This is a genomic window from Pseudomonas sp. LBUM1643 (assembly GCF_059716215.1).
In genome coordinates this window covers 268,128-286,007 of record NZ_CP166813.1, presented here as the reverse complement: position 1 = coordinate 286,007, position 17,880 = coordinate 268,128, and the positions used below count along the sequence as shown (strand labels likewise).

Sequence of the window (17,880 nt, the reverse complement as noted above, 5' to 3'; positions counted from 1 at the left end):
ATCAGGACTCCAGAGAACCGTCGAGGGTTTTGATAGCACCATACAGGTTCGGACGGCGGTCACGGAAGGAGCCCCAGGCACTGCGAATGTGTTCCAGCTGATCGAGATCGAAACGCTGCACCAGTACGCCCTCTTCGGTTTCGTTGAGTTCCTGAACCTTCTCGCCGAACTGGTTGGCAATGAACGATGAGCCATAGAACGTGATGTCGTAGCCGTCCTGCTCTTCATTGCCGATGCGGTTGCTGGCGATCAGCGGCATCAGGTTGGCGCCGGCATGGCCTTGCTGCACACGTTGCCAGTGATCGCGGGACGAGATGCTCTTGTCGTGTGGCTCGCTACCGATGGCGGTCGGGTAGAACAGAATCTCCGCGCCTTGCAACGCCATGCTGCGGGCGCATTCGGGGAACCACTGATCCCAGCAGATGCCCACGCCGATTTTTGCGTAGCGGGTGTTCCAGACTTTGAAACCGGTATCGCCCGGGTTGAAGTAGTACTTCTCGTGATAGCCGGGGCCGTCCGGGATGTGGCTTTTACGATAAATCCCGAGGTTGCTGCCGTCGGCATCGATGATCGCGATGCTGTTGAAACGCGCGCGGCCGGCCAATTCGTAGAAGCTGATGGGCAACACCACTTGCAGCTCTTTGGCGACTTTCTGGAAGTGCTTGATGGCGACGTTGTCTTCGACTGTCGTAGCCAGTTGCAGGTAGTCCGGGTTGGGTTTCTGGCAGAAGTACGGGGCTTCGAACAGTTCCTGAATCAGGATGATTTGCGCGCCTTTGGCCGCAGCCTCACGGACCAGCTTCTCGGCGGTCTCGATGTTGGCTTCAAGGTCCCAGGAACAAGCCATCTGGGTAGCGGCGACGGTAACGATACGACTCATGAATCATCTCCTGGGACAGAAAGGGAAAAAGCCCAGGCGAAGTCGACCACGCCGAGGCAATGGCGACTTTATAGCCGATAAAAATCGGCTTTAAAAGTGATTATTTCGACAACAAGCGAATAAAAATCAAATCAATACCGATAATAATCGATATTTTATCCCGCATTTGCGCGATCGCCACACAGGACTGTAGGAGCTGACGAGTGAAACAAGGCTGCGATCTTTTGATCTTTAAAAACAACATCAAAAGATCGCAGCCTCGTTTCACTCGTCAGCTCCTACAGAGACCCAGGGGGATCAGTCTTTCGACTTAGAGGCCTTCGGTGAGCACCTTCGAAAGCATGTCGACAAAAAAATCCACACTCCGACGCGACGTCACCATCGGCGGTTTTATTTTGAGGATGTTCAGGTCATCTCCCGTCGGCTGCATGAAAATGCCCAACTCGCGCAGGCGATCACACAAGGCGGTGGTCTCCTGCGTCGCGGGCTCCAGAGTCTCGCGGTTGCGGATCAACTCCACGCCCAGATAGAAACCGGAGCCATGCACCGCGCCCACCAGCGGATGAATATCGATCAACGCTTCAAGCCGCTCTTTGAAATACCCACCCACGACCTGAGCGTTCTCCCAGAGTTTTTCCTCTTCCATCACATCCAGTACCGCCATGCCGATCTGGCAACTCACCGGACTGCCGCCAGCCGACGAGAAGAAATAACCCTCGGCCTCGAGCGCTTCGGCGATTACCCGGCGAGTGATGACCGCACCCAGCGGCTGACCATTGCCCATGCCTTTGGCCATGGTGATGATGTCCGGCACCACGCCCTGCTCTTCAAAGCCCCAGAAGAAATGGCCCATGCGGCCATAGCCGACCTGCACTTCATCGGCGATGCACACCCCGCCCTGGGCGCGAACCAGTGCGTAGACCTGCTTCAGATAGCCCGGCGGCAACGAGATCCCGCCCGCATTGCCGTACACCGGTTCGCAAATAAACCCGGCGAGCTGGCGTTTCTGCTCGGCGATTTTCGCCAGGTTGTGTTCGACGCTGCGCACGTAATCCGGTGCACTGTCCGGGCCACGAAACTCGCCGCGATAGATGTTCGGCGCAGTCACCGGGTGCACCCAATCGGGACGGCTGCTCAAGGCCTGGGGGTTGTCGGCAATCGAGGTCGACACCGCATCGGCGCCCACCGTCCAGCCGTGATAGGCCTCCAGCACGCTGACCATGTCGCGCCCACCGCTATAAGCCCACGCCAGACGAATCGCCAGGTCGTTGGCCTCGCTGCCGCTGTTGACCAGAAACACGCGGTCCATGGAGTCCGGCGACAGCTTCAGCAGACGCTCGGAAAACTCGGCAACCGCGGCGTAGTTGAAGCGCGAATTGGTGTTGAGCAGTGACCACTGGCGACTGGCAACCGCCGCCATGCGCGGATGCCCATGGCCCAGCACCGCGACGTTGTTGAGCATGTCGAGATAGGAACGACCCTGCATGTCAATCAGGTGATTGCGCCAGCCACGTTCGATGCGCGGCGGGTCGATGTAATAGTGTTTTTGGGTACGGGCAAAACTGGCCTCGCGACGCGCCAGCAATGCCTGCGAATCCAGCTCCTGCTCCGCATCGCAGGCCAGCCCCAACAACGTTGCCGGGGATGGGCACAACGCTTGCCAGGCCGCCGCTCGGGACGGCGTGCAAAACAGCGGCGCATCCAGCGAAGCACCTCGGCACAGCTGCACCACTAACGGGCCGCTGACCGAACCCAGCACCTGGCCTTTCACCAGTGCCGCACCCGTGTGCAACGATGGCGTCACGCCCCACAGCCGCAGGCTCAGTTGCGGGCCATCGAGTTGCAGAACACCCGCCGACCGTTGATGGATCATGCCGGCAAATGGCGATTCGACCGGAGTGCCGTGGGGCACCCGTAACTCCACGTGCAAAGGACAGGTCTCGGGTTCGGACGGAATGTCCGGCTGAGTGCGGGACAGGCGATACTGCCCGTAACGACTGGCCGCCAGACCATGCGCCGCCGACGCCTCGTCCAGCAGACGCTGATCGATCCCGCCCTGCTCCCAGTTACCGGCCTCGAAATGCGGACTAAGCACCCCCAGGTCGATCAAGGCAAATTCTCGCCCGACCAGGCTGGGCAGCAGCGGCGCAAAACCTTCACTGCCAATGCTCGTCAGGCTCTGGCCAACAGAACTCAGGATCGCCGCTTCCATCAACGCCAACGGCACCGACGTCGCAACGCGGAAGATCTCCCACTCGTGGGTGAGGTTATCGCGACTGTAGTCATTGCCCGGATCGACGCTGACCTGCTGTTCGCCGCTGAGCACCAGCACCGCTGAACGCGCAACGATCAACGGCCACAGCGCCAGCAGCTCCGCAGGCTGTAACGGATTGACCGCGTGGTACGCCTGGACCGCCGGCAAGATGTAAAAGGGATCACCCTCGGCGTGGTGCAGCAATGCCGCGCAGGTCACCGACAGATCCGTGATGCGCCAGGTCCGGATCAGGTCGCCGAAATCGATCACGCCCTGCAGTTGCCATACGCGTTGCGCATCACGCTGCCAGACCACGTTGTCATCGGTGATGTCCATGTGAATCGCCTGCACAGGCAGCTGATCCACCAACGGCAGCAAATGACGCTCGGCACGTTCGGCCACCTCGGCGATCTGCTGGCGCTGCAGGTCATCCTTGATAACCGGCAGCAAATGCGCGATCAACGCGTGGGCGTGGCGGGCGTCCCATTGCAGCGTACGCGCCAGCCCTGGATGGTCGAAGTCAGCCAGTGCCAGATCCATTTCGCCACATAGCCGTCCAAAACCCGCCACCACTGAACCAGACAGATGACCCAGGTGAGTCAGCGGCTGGCCTTCGATGTAATCGAGCAATCGCATATGCACCGTCTGCCCATCCACTTCCAGCGACAGCAGATCAGCGCCGTTTTTGGCGAGTATCACCCGAGGCACCTGCACATCGGGGTGATCGGCAAGGTGTTTGAGCCCCGCGTGCTGGGCTTGCAGCTCTTGCACCGCGTAATCACCGCGACAAATTTTCAGGACGAAACGCCCTTGGTCGCTGTCGACGCGATAATTGAGATCCTGCTGGCTGCCAAGCGCCTGCAACTTGCCACTCAACCCGTAATGCCTTTCGAGCAGCGCTGACGCTTGCTCTGCAGACACCTGCGGGCTGGGCAAACTGGCGCGATGAATCAACGTGGCGAGCGGCATACAAGACCCCTGAGAATGTTTTCAGGCGCTTATATCGCCACTGCTTGTCGCGATACGCAACCCCTTCCAGAGCGAGACCACTCGCGTTCCACCTGGCCTTTGATGAGCAACTCGACGCCGCGCCGCAACTTTCAGCCAATAACCACGTCGCCACCTGCTTCAACGACGCTGACGTCTTTTCCCGAGCGGGGGCATAATGCGCCTGTACTTTCAGGCGCTCGATGCTCATGACTCCGACCCTTCCCCGCAGACCCCGCTGGCGCAGCCTCGCACTGCTTGCGCTGTGCCTGGCACCTTTGCTGTGGCCGCTGGAGCATCTGGCCGAGCGTTATTACCGCAGCGAACTGGCCGGGCAGAATCGCCAGACCCTTGATCTGTATGTGGCCAACCTGCTGGGCACGCTGCACCGGTACGAGGTGTTACCGCAGATCCTCGGTGATCTTCCGGCCCTGCGCGCGGTGCTGGGGGCGCCAGACGATAGCGTCACGCAAGGCAACGCCAACCGCTTGCTGAAGAACATCAGCGCCCAGACCGGTGCCGAAGTGATGTACCTGATGGACACCACGGGCAAGACGCTGGCGGCGTCCAACTGGGATAAAAACGACAGCTTTGTCGGGCGCAATTTTTCCTTCAGACCGTATTTCAGCGAAGCCATGGCCGGACGGCTCGGGCGCTTTTTTGGCTTGGGTACGACGTCCGCCAAGCGTGGCTACTTTTTTGCTGCGGCCGTGCGGCACGGCGAGAAAATTATCGGCGTGCTGGTGGTGAAGGTTGATCTGGACCACACCGAAAGTTTGTGGGGCAAGACCCCAGAGCAATTGCTGGCGACCGACCACAATGGCGTGGTCATTCTGACGTCGCGACCAGAATGGCGCTTCCGCTCGACCCGCGCGTTGAGCGAAGAAGAGAACAAGGCCATTACTGCGATTCAGCCCTATCCGACCCGCGACCCCAAACCGCTGAAGCTCAATCCGAATGCGTGGCTGACGCAATCCCGACAAATTGAAGAAACCGGCTGGACCGTCAACATCCTCGCGCCGCGCACCCTGATCGACCGCCCGGTGCGCACCGTGGTCGCCATCGGCGGCGCCACTTTGCTGGTGTTGATGCTGTTGCTCGGGTTGATGATGCAGCGTCGGCGCCATTACCTCGAACGCATCGCTTTCGAAGCCAAGGCCCGACGTGAACTGGAAGGGCGTGTCGTCGAGCGGACCAGTGATCTGGAAGGTCTCAACCGACGCCTCAAGGAAGAAGTGCTGGAGCGCGAACAGGCCCAACAGGAACTGGTGCGCGCCCAGGATGATCTGGTGCAGGCCGGCAAACTCTCGGCGCTGGGGACGATGTCGGCCAGCATCAGCCACGAACTGAACCAGCCGCTGGCGGCGATCCGCAGCTACGCGGAAAACGCCGAAATACTGCTCGATCACCAGCGTACTGACGATGCGCGCGGCAACCTCAAGTTGATCAGCGAGTTGACCGCGCGGATGGCCTCGATCATTGCCCACCTGCGCGCCTTCGCCCGGCGGGATCGCCACGCCCCGGAAAGCGTTGCCCTGCAACCGGCGCTGGATGACGCGCTGGCCCTGCTCGCCAAGCGGCGGCGCAGCATGGATGTCGAGCTGATTCGCGATTTGCCCGCCGCCACTTTGTGGGTCGAGGCTGGGGAAACCCGTTTGCGCCAGGTGCTCGGCAATCTGCTGGCGAACGCCCTGGACGCCCTGACTGAAAAAGGTCCGCCGCGTAAACTCTGGCTGAGTGCCCAATCCACCGCTGATGGCGTCACCCTGTACATTCGCGATAACGGCCCGGGCTTCTGCATGGAAGCCCTTGGACGCGCCAGCGAGCCATTCTACACCACCAAGACCCGCACCCAAGGGCTTGGACTGGGGTTGGCCATTTGCGAAACCTTGATGCGTGCCTTCGGCGGTGAACTGTTGTTCTCCAACCACAAGGAAGGTGGCGCCCTGATTACCCTGAAGCTGCGCCCAGGCGCACCGGGCGTGAGCCTGCAACCGTCCGAGGACCGAAGTGCATGACCATCGACAACCGCATCCAGGTCGTGCTGATCGACGACGATCCCCATCTGCGTCAGGCCTTGAGCCAGACGCTGGACCTTGCCGGCCTGAAGATCTTGCCGCTGGCTGAAGCCAAAGGCCTCGCCGCACAGTTGGAACGCGACTGGCCAGGCGTGGTGGTCAGCGACATCCGCATGCCAGGCATGGACGGCCTCGAACTGCTGACCGAATTGCATGCTCAAGATCCGGAGCTGCCGGTTCTGTTGATCACTGGTCACGGCGATGTGCCGCTGGCGGTGCAAGCGATGCGCGCCGGGGCCTATGACTTTCTCGAAAAGCCTTTCGCCAGCGATGCGTTGCTCGACAGCGTTCGTCGCGCATTGGCCCTGCGCCGACTGGTGCTGGATAACCGCAGCCTGCGTCTGGCCCTGAGCGATCGCAATGAACTGAGCGCCCGGCTGGTCGGCCAGTCGGCGCCGATGTTGCGCCTGCGCGAGCAGATCGGCGCGTTGGCCGCCACCAAGGCCGATGTGCTGATCCTCGGTGAAACCGGGGCCGGCAAAGAAGTCGTCGCCCGGGCGCTGCACGATTTATCGAATCGGCGTAACGGTCCGTTCGTGGCGATCAACGCCGGAGCGCTGGCCGAATCGGTGGTGGAAAGCGAGTTGTTCGGGCACGAGCCGGGGGCGTTCACGGGCGCGCAGAAACGTCGCATCGGCAAGTTCGAATTTGCCAACGGCGGCACGTTGTTTCTCGATGAAATCGAAAGCATGAGCCTGGACGTGCAGGTGAAGTTGCTGCGCTTGCTGCAAGAGCGTGTGGTGGAGCGTTTGGGGGGCAATCAGCAGATCCCCCTGGACATCCGAATCATCGCCGCGACCAAGGAAGACCTGCGCCAGTCCGCTGATCAGGGACGCTTTCGCGCCGACTTGTATTACCGCCTGAACGTCGCCCCATTGCGCATTCCACCCCTGCGCGAGCGCGGTGAAGATGCGTTGGTGTTGTTTCAGCATTTCGCCGATGAGGCCAGTGCCCGTCACGGTTTACCACCCCATGAATTGCAACCGGGGCAACGCGCCCTGTTGCTGCGTCACACCTGGCCGGGCAATGTGCGTGAGCTCCAAAATGCCGCAGAGCGCTTTGCGTTGGGTCTGGAGCTGGCGCTGGACAACAGCTCGTCCGATAGCGTGTCCGGCATGACTGTTGAAGTCGTCGGCGGAGGCCTGAGCGAGCAAGTGGAGCATTTCGAAAAGAGCCTGATCGCGGCTGAACTCGCACGCTCCCACAGCTCGGTTCGCAGCCTGGCTGAAGCACTCGGCGTCCCGCGTAAAACCCTGCACGACAAACTGCGCAAGCATGGGTTGAATTTCGCCGACAGCAGCGCCCACACCTCCACCGACGACCTTGATTGAGCCGCCGTCCAATCATCCACCTGAAAGCAAGAGAGCATTCATGAGCCGCGACAGTCGCTACCTGGAATCCATCCTCCATCACGACATCCCCCTGACGCGGGACATGGGCCTCAAGGTGCTCGACTGGCACGACCAACAATTGCGCCTGCACTTGCCGCTGGAAGCCAACGTCAACCACAAGAGCACCATGTTTGGCGGCAGCCTGTATTGCGGCGCCGTGTTGGCGGGCTGGGGCTGGCTGCATTTGCGTTTACGTGAAGAAGGGATTGAAGACGGGCACATCGTGATTCAGGAAGGGCAAATCAGCTATCCGTTGCCAGTCACGATGGACGCGGTTTCGATTTGTCAGGCGCCGAGTGCAGCCGTCTGGAAGAAGTTTCTGGCGATGTATCAGCGATACGGTCGGGCCCGGATTACGCTGCATTCGCGGATTGTGAATGCTGACAGTGATGACGATGCGGTGACGTTTACCGGGCAGTATGTGTTGCATCGGTGAAGTAAAAGATCGCAGCCTCGTTTCACTCGACAGCTCCTGCAGGGTTCCTACAGATTAAGGTGGTCGTTCTGTAGGAGCTGTCGAGTGAAACGAGGCTGCGATCTTTTGATCTTCACACCCGAGCCAATTCCAGCAATTTTTCCCGCCAGGCCGCTTTCGCAGGCAACGCCAGAAAGAACCCGTTCAACAACGATTCCCGCGCCGGATAACTGAACGACGCTCCGCTCAACTCCAGCACCTCACCGCCCGCCCCTTCCAGCACGCCCTGGGCGGCCGCCGTATCCCATTGCGATGTCGGCGCCAGGCGTGGATAACAATCCGCCGAACCTTCCGCCAGCAAGCAAAACTTCAACGAGCTGCCGATATTGGCCAGTTCCAGTTCACCCAGACTGGCACTCAAACCCGCCAGCAAGCGCTCCTGCTCGGGGCTCGAATGCCGCCGGCTCGCGACGACAGTAAAAGCCTGCCCTGTCGGCGGCACCGTGCGAACCTGAATAGGCGATGGCGGAGTATCTTTATCACCACGCCACGCGCCCAACCCTGCGCCACCGACATAAAAGCGTCCACTGGTCGGCATCGAGACCACGCCAAACACCACCTGCCCCTGCTCGATCAGCGCGATGTTGACGGTGAACTCTTCGCTCCCCGAGATAAATTCCTTGGTCCCGTCCAACGGATCGACCAGCCACCAACGCTGCCATCCCGCACGCACGGATTGGGGAATGTTCGCGTCCTCTTCGGACAGCACCGGAATAGCAGGATCGAGCGCCGTCAGGCCATCCAGAATCAAATGGTGCGCCGCCAGGTCAGCGGCAGTCACTGGAGAGTCGTCGGCCTTGGCAGTCACCGCAGTGCCCGTGCGCCAGAACGGCAGGATCGCGTCACCCGCCTGCAACGCCAACGCGACGACGGGAGCCATCAATGGGTGTGGAAAATTCATGGCAGAAACACCCCGCGCTGAGTCAGCAGGTCACGGGCCAGGTACAGCGCCGCCAACGCACGTCCCTCGGTGAACTGCGGGTTTTGCGCCAGCGCCGACAGCTCGCGCAGGTTGACCTTGCTCACGCCCATCGGCTCCGGCTCATCACCCTCCAGGCTTTCCTCGTACAGATCGGTGGCCAGCACCACCTGAATCTTCTGGCTCATGTAACCGGGCGATAACGACAACTCGGTCAGATGCTCCAGTTGCCGTGCGCCATACCCCGCCTCTTCCTTGAGCTCGCGCTCGGCCGCTGCCAAAACATCTTCGCCCGGTTCGATCAAACCTTTGGGCAGCGACATTTCGTATTCATCAGTGCCGCCGCAATACTCTTCGACCAGCACCGCATGGTCCGAATCGAGCATCGCCACAATCATCACCGCGCCATAGCCGGCGCCCTTGCCGACCAATCGCTCATAGGTGCGCTCCACGCCGTTGGAAAAGCGCAACTTGAGCTCTTCGACGCAGAACAAACGGCTGGTGGCGACGATCTCGCGGGCGAGGATGGTGGGTTTCTGGCGCATGAGCGGCTCCTTGGCGATAGCGGGTTACTATACCCGGCCTATCCTCATTGTTGATCCCGGATATCCTTTTCACCGCTGGAGAAGTTTTTTATGTCCCTGCTGCCCTGGCACGACATCGACACCGTTCTGTTGGACATGGACGGCACGCTGCTGGACCTGCACTTCGACAACCATTTCTGGCTGGAGCACTTGCCCCAGCGCTACGCCGAGTTGCACGGGGTGAGCCGGGCCATGGCCGAAATGGAATTGCAGCCGCTGTTTGAGCGTAACGCCGGCCAGCTGCAGTGGTACTGCCTGGATTTCTGGAGCGCGGAACTCAAGCTGCCGGTGCGTGAACTGAAACTGGAAACGGCGCACCTGATCGCCCTGCGCCCTGATGCGGATACGTTCCTGGCGGCGATCAAGCGAGCAGGCAAACGCGTGGTGCTGATCACCAACGCCCACCGGGATTCGCTGTCATTGAAGCTGGAGCGAATAGAGCTGGCGCCTTACTTCGAGCGTCTGATCAGTTCCCACGATTACGGTTTTCCGAAAGAAAACCCGCAATTCTGGGACGCCTTGCAGGCGGACATAAGTTTCGACCCGGCGCGCAGCCTGTTTATCGACGACACCTTGCCGATCCTGCGCAGTGCGAGGGATTTTGGCGTGGCGCATTTGCTGGCAGTGCGCGAGCCGGACAGCCGTAAAGGGCCGAAAGACACGGCGGAATTTGCGGCCGTTGGGGATTATCGGGAATTGATCGAAGGTCTCTGATTCCATGTAGGAGCTGCCGCAGGCTGCGATCTGTTGATCTCGACGGTAAAATGCCGAAAAAACAAGATCAAAAGATCGTCCGAACGCGGCCCGAGCCTTCGGCAGCTCCTACGGGCCTCACATTATTCGGGAATCCGCAGCGACTGCCCTGGATAGATCTTGTTCACATCCTTGAGCATTGGCTTATTGGCTTCAAAGATTTTTTGATACTTGTTGGCATCGCCGTACACACGCAGGGAAATCGCGCTAAGAGTGTCGCCCTTCTCAACCACGACAAACTTCGCGGCGACGACAACCGGGCCGGTGACGGTGATCTGGTCTTCTACACCACTGACACCTGCGACGTTGCCCAGTGACAGCAGGATTTTTTCTTTCTCTTCCTGGGTCGCCGCCTCGCCACTGGCGATAACCTTGTCACCCTCAACCTTGACCTGAATCTTGGAAGTGTCGATACCCGTCAGGGCATCCTTCACATGCTTGGTCAGCGCTTCGCTATTGGCTTCGGCCTTATCCGGCGTCAGCGCATCGAGGATTTTTTCACCGGCTTCTTTGAGAAAACTGAAAAGGCTCATCGTGTGCTCTCCATGGGAATAAATGGGTCCAGACGCAAAAGCCTAGACCAAGCCTGCCAACAGCGTTTCCAACCCGACCAATGACGCCGCTTCCCCCCAGGCGCTAGAATCCCGACCTTCCCGCGCCCTGGAGCGAAGATGGACATCAAGCAGCTGAAATTCCTCATCGCCCTCGACGAAACCCGCCATTTCGGTCAGGCGGCCGCCCGGTGTCACATTACCCAACCCACCCTCTCGATGCGCCTGCGCAGCCTCGAAGAAGAGCTGGAGTTGCCGCTGGTCAATCGCGGTCAACGCTTCGAAGGCTTCACCGCTCCGGGTGAGCGGGTTTTGGCGTGGGCACGCACGGTGCTGGCAGCCTATGACGGTCTGCAAGCCGAAGCGGCGGCCTGTCGCGGTAACCTGGTCGGTACGCTACGACTGGGTGTGGTGCCGCTGTCGAGCTTCGACCCGCTGCCGCTGATGCAGCGCTTGCATGCCGAACACCCGAACCTGCGCTTCGAACTCTCGGCCCTCAGTTCCGAACAGATCCTCGAACAGCTGGCGAACAATCGGCTGGACCTCGGCGTTTCCTACCTCGAACGCCTGGATGGCGAGCGCTTCGACTCCCTGGCGTTCAGCGAAACCCGTATGGGCTTGCTCTACGATCAACGCTTCTTCAATTTTGGTGAGACGCCGCTGAGTTGGGAGTCGCTGATCGAATTGCCGCTGGGCATGCTCACCAGTGGCATGCACTTTCGTCAGTCGATCGACCATAACTTTCACAGCCGTGGCCTCACGCCTCAGCCGTTGCTGCAAACCGACGCCGTGCATCAACTGTTACAAGCTGTGCACGGCGGTCTGTGCTGCGCCGTTATGCCGCTGGACGGTGGCCTGGAAAATCTCACTGATCACTTGCGCCTGCAGCCCATCGAAAACGCCCAGACCCTCGCCCGGCTTGGCCTGATCATGCGTCGCAGCGCCCCGCGCTCAGCGCTGGCAGAGGCCTGTTTTGCGATTTATCAGAAATCGCCGACGGGCGCTTGATCGACGCCATCTATCGGCACATCAGTATTAGCGATTAGACGCGACCCTTTGACGCGCCTAGGCTTAAAGCTGATCAATCCGTGGTGATGCCATGAACGCCAAGCGCCCATCCAGCGCGGCGCCTGCCCTCGAAACGCCCGCGCCCGCTGCGAGTCAGACCTACAGCTACAGCAACCTTGAAAACACCGAGACGGACAGCACCGCGCTGGCCGAGGAAGTCGCGTTGGCGATTGCCTACAACGGCATCAGCCAGGCCGTGATGCTGGTGACGCCGACCGATCTGGAAGACTTCATCGTCGGTTTCAGCCTGGGCAGCGGCATCATCGAAGACGCCACTGAGATCTATGACCTGCAACTCAGCGGCTCGGGGTCCGCGCAATACGCCCAAGTGACCATCGCCAATCGCGCCTTCTGGAACCTCAAGCAACAACGTCGGCAATTGGCCGGCACCAGCGGCTGCGGTCTGTGCGGCGTGGAAGCGGTCGAGCAGGCACTGCCTGACCTCAAGGTCTTGTCCGGCGCGCCACTGCCTCCGGCCGAATGGCTCGACGGCCTGCGCCAGCGCATCGGCGCATTTCAGCCCCTGGGCCAACATTGCGGCGCCGTACATGCGGCGGTGTTCATGAACGACCAGGGCGAGTTGCTGCTGGGTCGCGAAGATATAGGGCGGCACAACGCCCTCGACAAGCTGATCGGCGGACTGATTCGCAAACAAATTCCGATGACGGGTGGACTGGCAATCGTCACCAGCCGTTGCAGCCTCGAACTGATCCAGAAAGTGCTGCGGGCAGGCATCCAGACCCTCGTCAGCCTGTCGTCGCCCACCGGCCTTGCCGTGCAATGGGCCCGTCGTCACAACCTCAATCTCATCCACCTGCCGCAAAAAAGTGCGCCGCGGGTCTACAGCCCTGCGTTGGAGAATCAAGCGTGAGTCAACACAATCAAGCCGACCAGAAACCCGTTCCGCGCTACAAGCCTTACAAAGGCCCGGCCGGTGGCTGGGGCGCGTTGGCCAGCGTTGCCCGTGCCTGGTTGGGCAGCGACAACGCGCTGAAAAACCTGCGCATGATGCTTAAAACCAACAAGAACGGCGGGTTCGATTGCCCGGGTTGCGCCTGGGGCGATTCCAACGAGGCCGGCATGGTGGCGTTCTGCGAGAACGGCGCCAAAGCCGTGAACTGGGAAGCGACCAAACGGCGTGTCGATGGTGCGTTCTTCGCCAAGCACAGCGTGAGTTCGTTGCTGGAGCAAAGTGATTACTGGCTCGAGTACCAGGGCCGGCTGACCGAGCCAATGAGCTACGACGCGCAGACCGATCGCTACAAGCCGATCAGTTGGGAAGACGCCTTCGCCTTGATCGGCAAACATCTGCAAGGGCTGTCGAGCCCGAACCAGGCCGAGTTCTATACGTCGGGCCGCGCCAGCAACGAAGCCGCGTTCCTCTATCAATTGTTCGTGCGCGCCTACGGCACCAACAACTTCCCCGACTGCTCGAACATGTGCCACGAGGCCAGCGGCGTGGCGTTGTCGCAAAGTGTCGGCGTCGGCAAAGGTACGGTGACCTTCGACGACTTCGAACATGCCGATGCGATTTTCGTCTGGGGCCAGAACCCTGGCACCAACCACCCGCGAATGCTCGAACCGCTGCGCGAAGCGGTGAAACGCGGTGCGCAGGTGGTGTGCATCAATCCGCTGAAAGAGCGCGGCCTGGAACGCTTCCAGCACCCGCAGCACCCGATCGAAATGCTCACCAACGGCGACAAGCCGACCAACACCGCGTACTTCCGTCCAGCACTGGGCGGCGACATGGCGATCATGCGCGGCATGGCCAAGTTCCTGCTGCAATGGGAGCGCGATGCGCAGAAGGCGGGTGAGCCTGCCGTGTTCGACCATGACTTCCTGAATGAACACAGCGTCAACGTGCTGGAGTATCTGGGCATCGTCGACGACACCTCATGGGAGCAGATCGTCGAGCAATCCGGCCTGCCCCTGGTGGAGATCGAGCAAGCCGCGCGGATGTACGCCAAAGGCAAGAACGTGATCATGTGCTGGGCGATGGGCATCACCCAGCATCGCCATTCGGTGGCGACCATCCAGGAGATCGCGAACCTGATGCTGCTGCGTGGCAACATCGGTCGGCCAGGTGCAGGGCTCTGTCCGGTACGTGGCCACAGCAACGTGCAGGGCGACCGGACCATGGGCATCAACGAGCGTCCGCCGGTGGCGTTCCTTGATTCGCTGGAGCGCCGTTTCCAGTTCAAGGTGCCGCGCGAGAATGGCCATAACGTGGTCGAGGCGATTCACGCCATGGCTGAGGGTCGCGCGAAGGTCTTCATCGGTCTGGGTGGTAACTTCGCTCAAGCGACGCCGGACAGCCCGCGCACGTTCCAGGCGTTGAGCAATTGCGACCTGACAGTACAAATCAGTACCAAGCTCAACCGTAGCCATTTGGCCCATGGCAAAGTCGCCCTGATCCTGCCGTGCCTGGGGCGCACCGATATCGACATCCAGACCGAAGGCCCGCAGGCGGTGACCGTTGAAGATTCGTTCAGCATGGTCCACGCGTCCAACGGTCAGCTGCAGGCGCTGTCGAAGCAGATGCGTTCCGAGCCGGCGATCATCGCCGGCATCGCTGCCGCGACTCTGGGGAGCAAGCCGGTGGACTGGAATTGGCTGGTGGCCGACTACGATCGCATTCGCGACCTGATTGCCGACACGATTCCAGGCTTTCGCGACTTCAACGTGAAGGTCAAGCACCCGGGTGGCTTCTACCTCGGCAACAGCGCGGGAGCGCGCAAGTGGAACACGGCATCGGGCCGCGCCAATTTTCGACCAAACGTTCTGCCCAAAGACCTTGTGCATGAGCGCACTCGCGCGACCGGCGTGCTGCCGGATTTGATCATGCAGTCGTTGCGTTCCCACGATCAGTACAACACCACGATCTATGGGCTTGATGACCGTTACCGTGGGGTGAAAGGCCAGCGCGATGTGTTGTTCGTGAACGAGGCCGACATCATTCGCCTGGGCTTCAAACCGGGTCAGAAGGCGGACATCGTTTCGATTTGGGATGATGGCCGAGAGCGTCGGGTAAAGGGATTTACGCTGCTGGCGTTTGATATTCCGGCGGGGCAGGCAGCGGCTTACTATCCGGAAGTGAATCCACTGGTGCCGCTGGAAAGCACCGGGGATGGCAGCCATACGCCGACGTCGAAGTTTGTGGCGATACGTTTGGAAGCGGCGAGTGAGACTGGATTGATCATGGCCAGGTCAGCGTAATGTAAAATCAAAAGATCGCAGCCTTCGGCAGCTCCTACAGTGGAATGCATACTCCTGTAGGAGCTGCCGAAGGCTGCGATCTTTTAGCCATTTTACTGACACAACACTTTTCAATCGCCCACAAAAAAGGCCGTTTTTTCACAAAAACGGCCTATCCGAAGTAACTAAAGACCGGCGAAAAACACTTAAGTTCCGTCTAAAAAACAGTAACTTATGGAATTGTGTACAAGTCGTGTTACTCGTCGGATTTTGATTGTAACCACTACCGCACAGCCTCAGGATCGCGCCGTCATCCCCTTGAGGTTCCTCTATGAAGTTCTCCTCGATTCTCTTGTTGTCCCTTGGCCTGGTCAGTGGCTTCGCTTCTGCCGGAGGCACCACCGAAGCAGGTGTGGGCGGCGCATTGGGCGGGGTTCTTGGCTCGGTCGTCGGACAGTCGTTAGGCGGCAACACAGGTTCGACCATTGGCGCAGCCCTGGGCGGCGCGGGTGGTAGTGCAGTCGGCGCAGACAAACGCAGCCGTGGCGAAGCAGCCATTGGCGGCGCGCTGGGTGCAGCAGGCGGTAATGTGGTAGGTCGCAGCGTGGGCGGCACCACTGGCAGCCTGATCGGCTCTGCAGCAGGCGGCGGCGCGGGTGGCGCGCTGGGTAACTACATGGGTAACAAGAGTGACGACGACGATGATGATCGTCATTCCAGTCGCGGCCGTGATGATCGCCGTTACTACCGTGATGACCACCGTGGCCGCGGTCACGCTTATGGCCATCGCAAGCATCACAAATACAATCGTCATCGTTGATCGCTAGAACGATCTAACGATTGAGGATCAAAAGATCGCAACCTCCGGCAGCTCCTACAGGGTGTGTGATACCTGCAGGAATTGTTGGAGGCTGCGATCTTTTCGTTTCAAATCACCAATCGTTCCAATGCCGTGCGTAACGGGCCAGGGATCGTCACCGGCTCATTCGATTCGCGGTCCACGAACACGTGAACAAAACGCCCCGCCGCGCAGGCTTCATCTTCGCCGGCCTTGAACACTGCCAATTCATACTGCACCGAACTATTGCCCAGCTTGCCCACGCGCAGACCGATCTCGATCCGATCAGGGAAGGCAATGGATGCAAAATAGTCGCAGGCTGAACTCACCACGAAACCCACCACTTCACCTTCATGAATATCGAGGCCGCCGACTTCGATCAGGTAGGTATTCACCGCCGTGTCGAAAAAGCTGTAGTAGGTGACGTTGTTGACGTGACCGTAGGCGTCGTTGTCATGCCAGCGCGTAGTGATGGGCTGAAAGTGCGGATATTCAGTGCGTTGAGGCATCGGCGTCGGTTCCTTGAATGTGAGGGGCAGTCTAATGCGAAAACCGTGTCGTATTTATCGCCAGCAGGCTGGCTCCCACAGTGGTTCTCCAATGTGCACACATTTTGTGCCCGACACAGATCCAGTGTGGGAGCCAGCCTGCTGGCGATGAGGCCGGTGCTGTCACCCGATTATCGTTCAGCAAACCCCTTGCCCATCGCCTCCAATTCCCCAATCAAGCGGGCCGGCTGCCAGTGATCGCCCTGCCGGGTCTCAAGCGCCAACAAGCGTTGATGGATATCCGCCAGCCCTTGCTGATCCGCCCAGTCCATTGGACCGCCCTTGTCCGCCGGGAAGCCATAACCGTTGAGATAAACCAGATCGATGTCGTGCGCGGAGCCGGCGATGCCTTCCTGAAGAATCTTCGCCCCTTCGTTGACCAGTGCCAGCAAGCAGCGCTCGAGGATCTCCTCAGGCCCGATCTCCCGGCGTTGGAAGCCCAGCCCTTCGCTAACCTGCAGAACCAGCGCATCGACCTCCACATCGTGCTCAGCCTGACGACTGCCCGGTTCATAGTGGTAGTAGCCGTTGCCACTTTTTTGCCCGAAGCGCCCCAGCTCACACAAACGGTTGTCCACCTGGACCTCTGGTGCATCCTGCCCTGTGCCCGCCAACTCCCGAGCGCGCCATTGCAGGTCGATCCCGACCACGTCGAACATGCGGAACGGTCCCATCGCGAAACCGAAACCTTGCAGCGCCGCATCCACCTGATAAGGGTAGGCACCTTCCAGCAGCATCTTGCGGGCTTCGAGCACGTAGGTGTTGAGCATGCGATTGCCGATAAAACCATCGCAGTTGCCGGAGACCACACTGACCTTGCCCATGCGCTTGCCTAAAGCCATCGCGGCATCCAGAACCGCTGGCGCAGTCTTGGCGCCACGGACGATTTCCAGCAGCTTCATGATGTGCGCCGGGCTGAAGAAATGCAGGCCCAGGACTTGCTCTGGCCGTCGGGTTGCCGCGGCAATGGCATCGATATCCAGCGCCGAAGTATTGCTGGCAAGAATGGCTTCAGGCTTGAGCAGACCATCCAGCTCACGGAAGATTTTTTGCTTGAGCTCGAGGTTCTCGTAAACCGCCTCAATGACCAGATCAACGTCGCGAATCGCTGCGTAGTCGGGAGCCGTGGTAACTCGAGCAATGCGTGCGTCCGCTTCAGCCTGATCGATACGCCCCTGGCGCACGTTGTGCTCGCAGGTCTGCGCGACGGCGGCCAGCGCCTGCTCAAGCATCTGCGGATTGTTGTCGACCCATTGCACCGGCACTCCGGCGTTGGCCAGGCACATCACAATGCCCCGGCCCATGGTGCCAGCGCCAATGACGGCGGCGCGCTGAATATTGAACGGTGTCTGGCTCATG

General features: G+C 60.1%; 15 protein-coding genes. 8 read left to right on the top strand and 7 right to left on the bottom strand.

The annotated features are described in order from the left end of the window. Position 1 precedes the first annotated feature (1 nt). Entirely contained in the window at positions 2 to 880 is an 879-nt protein-coding gene (gene aguB, locus ACA063_RS01225; RefSeq protein ID WP_162437008.1) for an N-carbamoylputrescine amidase, read from the bottom strand. 310 nt (positions 881 to 1,190) lie between these two features. Continuing rightward, a complete protein-coding gene (locus tag ACA063_RS01220; RefSeq protein WP_497664483.1) occupies positions 1,191 to 4,103 on the bottom strand; it encodes an aminotransferase in 2,913 nt (970 codons plus the stop codon). 227 nt (positions 4,104 to 4,330) lie between these two features. On the opposite strand from ACA063_RS01220, the gene ACA063_RS01215 reads away from it, so the two are divergent. From ACA063_RS01215 to ACA063_RS01205, 3 genes are read left to right on the top strand one after another with little or no spacing between them, the layout of a single operon-like run. Further along, a complete protein-coding gene (locus ACA063_RS01215; protein WP_497664482.1) occupies positions 4,331 to 6,139 on the top strand; it encodes a sensor histidine kinase in 1,809 nt (602 codons plus the stop codon). Next, positions 6,136 to 7,530: a sigma-54-dependent transcriptional regulator gene (locus ACA063_RS01210; protein ID WP_497664481.1), complete on the top strand. Its 1,395-nt coding sequence runs from the start codon at positions 6,136 to 6,138 to the stop codon at positions 7,528 to 7,530. The genes ACA063_RS01215 and ACA063_RS01210 overlap by 4 nt, the downstream gene beginning before the upstream one ends. 40 nt (positions 7,531 to 7,570) lie before the next feature. Then, positions 7,571 to 8,026, top strand: coding sequence for a thioesterase domain-containing protein (locus ACA063_RS01205; protein ID WP_497664480.1), 456 nt, complete (start codon positions 7,571 to 7,573; stop codon positions 8,024 to 8,026). Between the two features lie 112 nt (positions 8,027 to 8,138). Here ACA063_RS01205 and cysQ read toward each other — a convergent pair whose 3' ends face one another. Together cysQ and nudE are read right to left on the bottom strand one after the other, a co-directional pair. Next, the gene (cysQ, locus tag ACA063_RS01200) at positions 8,139 to 8,966 is read right to left on the bottom strand and encodes a 3'(2'),5'-bisphosphate nucleotidase CysQ (protein WP_497664479.1); all 828 of its coding nucleotides are present in this window, start codon (positions 8,964 to 8,966) and stop codon (positions 8,139 to 8,141) included. Further along, positions 8,963 to 9,529: an ADP compounds hydrolase NudE gene (gene nudE / locus ACA063_RS01195; protein ID WP_194691784.1), complete on the bottom strand. Its 567-nt coding sequence runs from the start codon at positions 9,527 to 9,529 to the stop codon at positions 8,963 to 8,965. Before nudE ends, cysQ begins: the two co-directional genes overlap by 4 nt. A gap of 90 nt (positions 9,530 to 9,619) precedes the next feature. Between nudE and yrfG the strand changes: the two genes are divergently transcribed. Next, the gene (gene yrfG, locus ACA063_RS01190; protein WP_490146689.1) at positions 9,620 to 10,282 is read left to right on the top strand and encodes a GMP/IMP nucleotidase; all 663 of its coding nucleotides are present in this window, start codon (positions 9,620 to 9,622) and stop codon (positions 10,280 to 10,282) included. A gap of 122 nt (positions 10,283 to 10,404) precedes the next feature. Here yrfG and lysM read toward each other — a convergent pair whose 3' ends face one another. Beyond that, the gene (lysM, locus tag ACA063_RS01185; RefSeq protein ID WP_150712480.1) at positions 10,405 to 10,854 is read right to left on the bottom strand and encodes a peptidoglycan-binding protein LysM; all 450 of its coding nucleotides are present in this window, start codon (positions 10,852 to 10,854) and stop codon (positions 10,405 to 10,407) included. A 138-nt stretch (positions 10,855 to 10,992) separates the two neighbouring features. On the opposite strand from lysM, the gene ACA063_RS01180 reads away from it, so the two are divergent. The 4 genes from ACA063_RS01180 to ACA063_RS01165 all read left to right on the top strand — a co-directional run bounded on the left by ACA063_RS01180 (position 10,993) and on the right by ACA063_RS01165 (position 15,955). Further along, positions 10,993 to 11,880 (top strand): LysR family transcriptional regulator, encoded by an 888-nt coding sequence (locus tag ACA063_RS01180; protein WP_162437018.1) that lies wholly within the window; start codon positions 10,993 to 10,995, stop codon positions 11,878 to 11,880. Positions 11,881 to 11,971: 91 nt separating this feature from the next. Continuing rightward, on the top strand, positions 11,972 to 12,811 hold the full coding sequence (gene fdhD, locus ACA063_RS01175; RefSeq protein WP_497664478.1) for a formate dehydrogenase accessory sulfurtransferase FdhD: 840 nt from the start codon (positions 11,972 to 11,974) through the stop codon (positions 12,809 to 12,811). Further along, the gene (locus tag ACA063_RS01170) at positions 12,808 to 15,156 is read left to right on the top strand and encodes an FdhF/YdeP family oxidoreductase (protein WP_497664477.1); all 2,349 of its coding nucleotides are present in this window, start codon (positions 12,808 to 12,810) and stop codon (positions 15,154 to 15,156) included. Before fdhD ends, ACA063_RS01170 begins: the two co-directional genes overlap by 4 nt. Positions 15,157 to 15,466: 310 nt before the next feature. Continuing rightward, a complete protein-coding gene (locus ACA063_RS01165; RefSeq protein ID WP_497664476.1) occupies positions 15,467 to 15,955 on the top strand; it encodes a glycine zipper domain-containing protein in 489 nt (162 codons plus the stop codon). A 107-nt stretch (positions 15,956 to 16,062) separates the two neighbouring features. Here the strand turns inward: ACA063_RS01165 and ACA063_RS01160 are convergent, their stop codons facing one another. Further along, the gene (locus ACA063_RS01160) at positions 16,063 to 16,482 is read right to left on the bottom strand and encodes an acyl-CoA thioesterase (RefSeq protein WP_497664475.1); all 420 of its coding nucleotides are present in this window, start codon (positions 16,480 to 16,482) and stop codon (positions 16,063 to 16,065) included. Positions 16,483 to 16,652: 170 nt separating this feature from the next. Then, a complete protein-coding gene (locus tag ACA063_RS01155) occupies positions 16,653 to 17,879 on the bottom strand; it encodes a 3-hydroxyacyl-CoA dehydrogenase (protein WP_497664474.1) in 1,227 nt (408 codons plus the stop codon). Position 17,880: the final 1 nt, after the last annotated feature.

Excerpts from the sequence above, each read along its gene's own strand:
- aguB (WP_162437008.1), bottom strand. The coding sequence starts at position 880 with ATGAGTCGTATCGTTACCGTCGCCGCTACCCAGATGGCTTGTTCCTGG.
- ACA063_RS01220 (WP_497664483.1), bottom strand. The coding sequence starts at position 4,103 with ATGCCGCTCGCCACGTTGATTCATCGCGCCAGTTTGCCCAGCCCGCAG.
- ACA063_RS01215 (WP_497664482.1), top strand. The coding sequence starts at position 4,331 with ATGACTCCGACCCTTCCCCGCAGACCCCGCTGGCGCAGCCTCGCACTG.
- ACA063_RS01210 (WP_497664481.1), top strand. The coding sequence starts at position 6,136 with ATGACCATCGACAACCGCATCCAGGTCGTGCTGATCGACGACGATCCC.
- ACA063_RS01205 (WP_497664480.1), top strand. The coding sequence starts at position 7,571 with ATGAGCCGCGACAGTCGCTACCTGGAATCCATCCTCCATCACGACATC.
- cysQ (WP_497664479.1), bottom strand. The coding sequence starts at position 8,966 with ATGAATTTTCCACACCCATTGATGGCTCCCGTCGTCGCGTTGGCGTTG.
- nudE (WP_194691784.1), bottom strand. The coding sequence starts at position 9,529 with ATGCGCCAGAAACCCACCATCCTCGCCCGCGAGATCGTCGCCACCAGC.
- yrfG (WP_490146689.1), top strand. The coding sequence starts at position 9,620 with ATGTCCCTGCTGCCCTGGCACGACATCGACACCGTTCTGTTGGACATG.
- lysM (WP_150712480.1), bottom strand. The coding sequence starts at position 10,854 with ATGAGCCTTTTCAGTTTTCTCAAAGAAGCCGGTGAAAAAATCCTCGAT.
- ACA063_RS01180 (WP_162437018.1), top strand. The coding sequence starts at position 10,993 with ATGGACATCAAGCAGCTGAAATTCCTCATCGCCCTCGACGAAACCCGC.
- fdhD (WP_497664478.1), top strand. The coding sequence starts at position 11,972 with ATGAACGCCAAGCGCCCATCCAGCGCGGCGCCTGCCCTCGAAACGCCC.
- ACA063_RS01165 (WP_497664476.1), top strand. The coding sequence starts at position 15,467 with ATGAAGTTCTCCTCGATTCTCTTGTTGTCCCTTGGCCTGGTCAGTGGC.
- ACA063_RS01160 (WP_497664475.1), bottom strand. The coding sequence starts at position 16,482 with ATGCCTCAACGCACTGAATATCCGCACTTTCAGCCCATCACTACGCGC.
- ACA063_RS01155 (WP_497664474.1), bottom strand. The coding sequence starts at position 17,879 with ATGAGCCAGACACCGTTCAATATTCAGCGCGCCGCCGTCATTGGCGCT.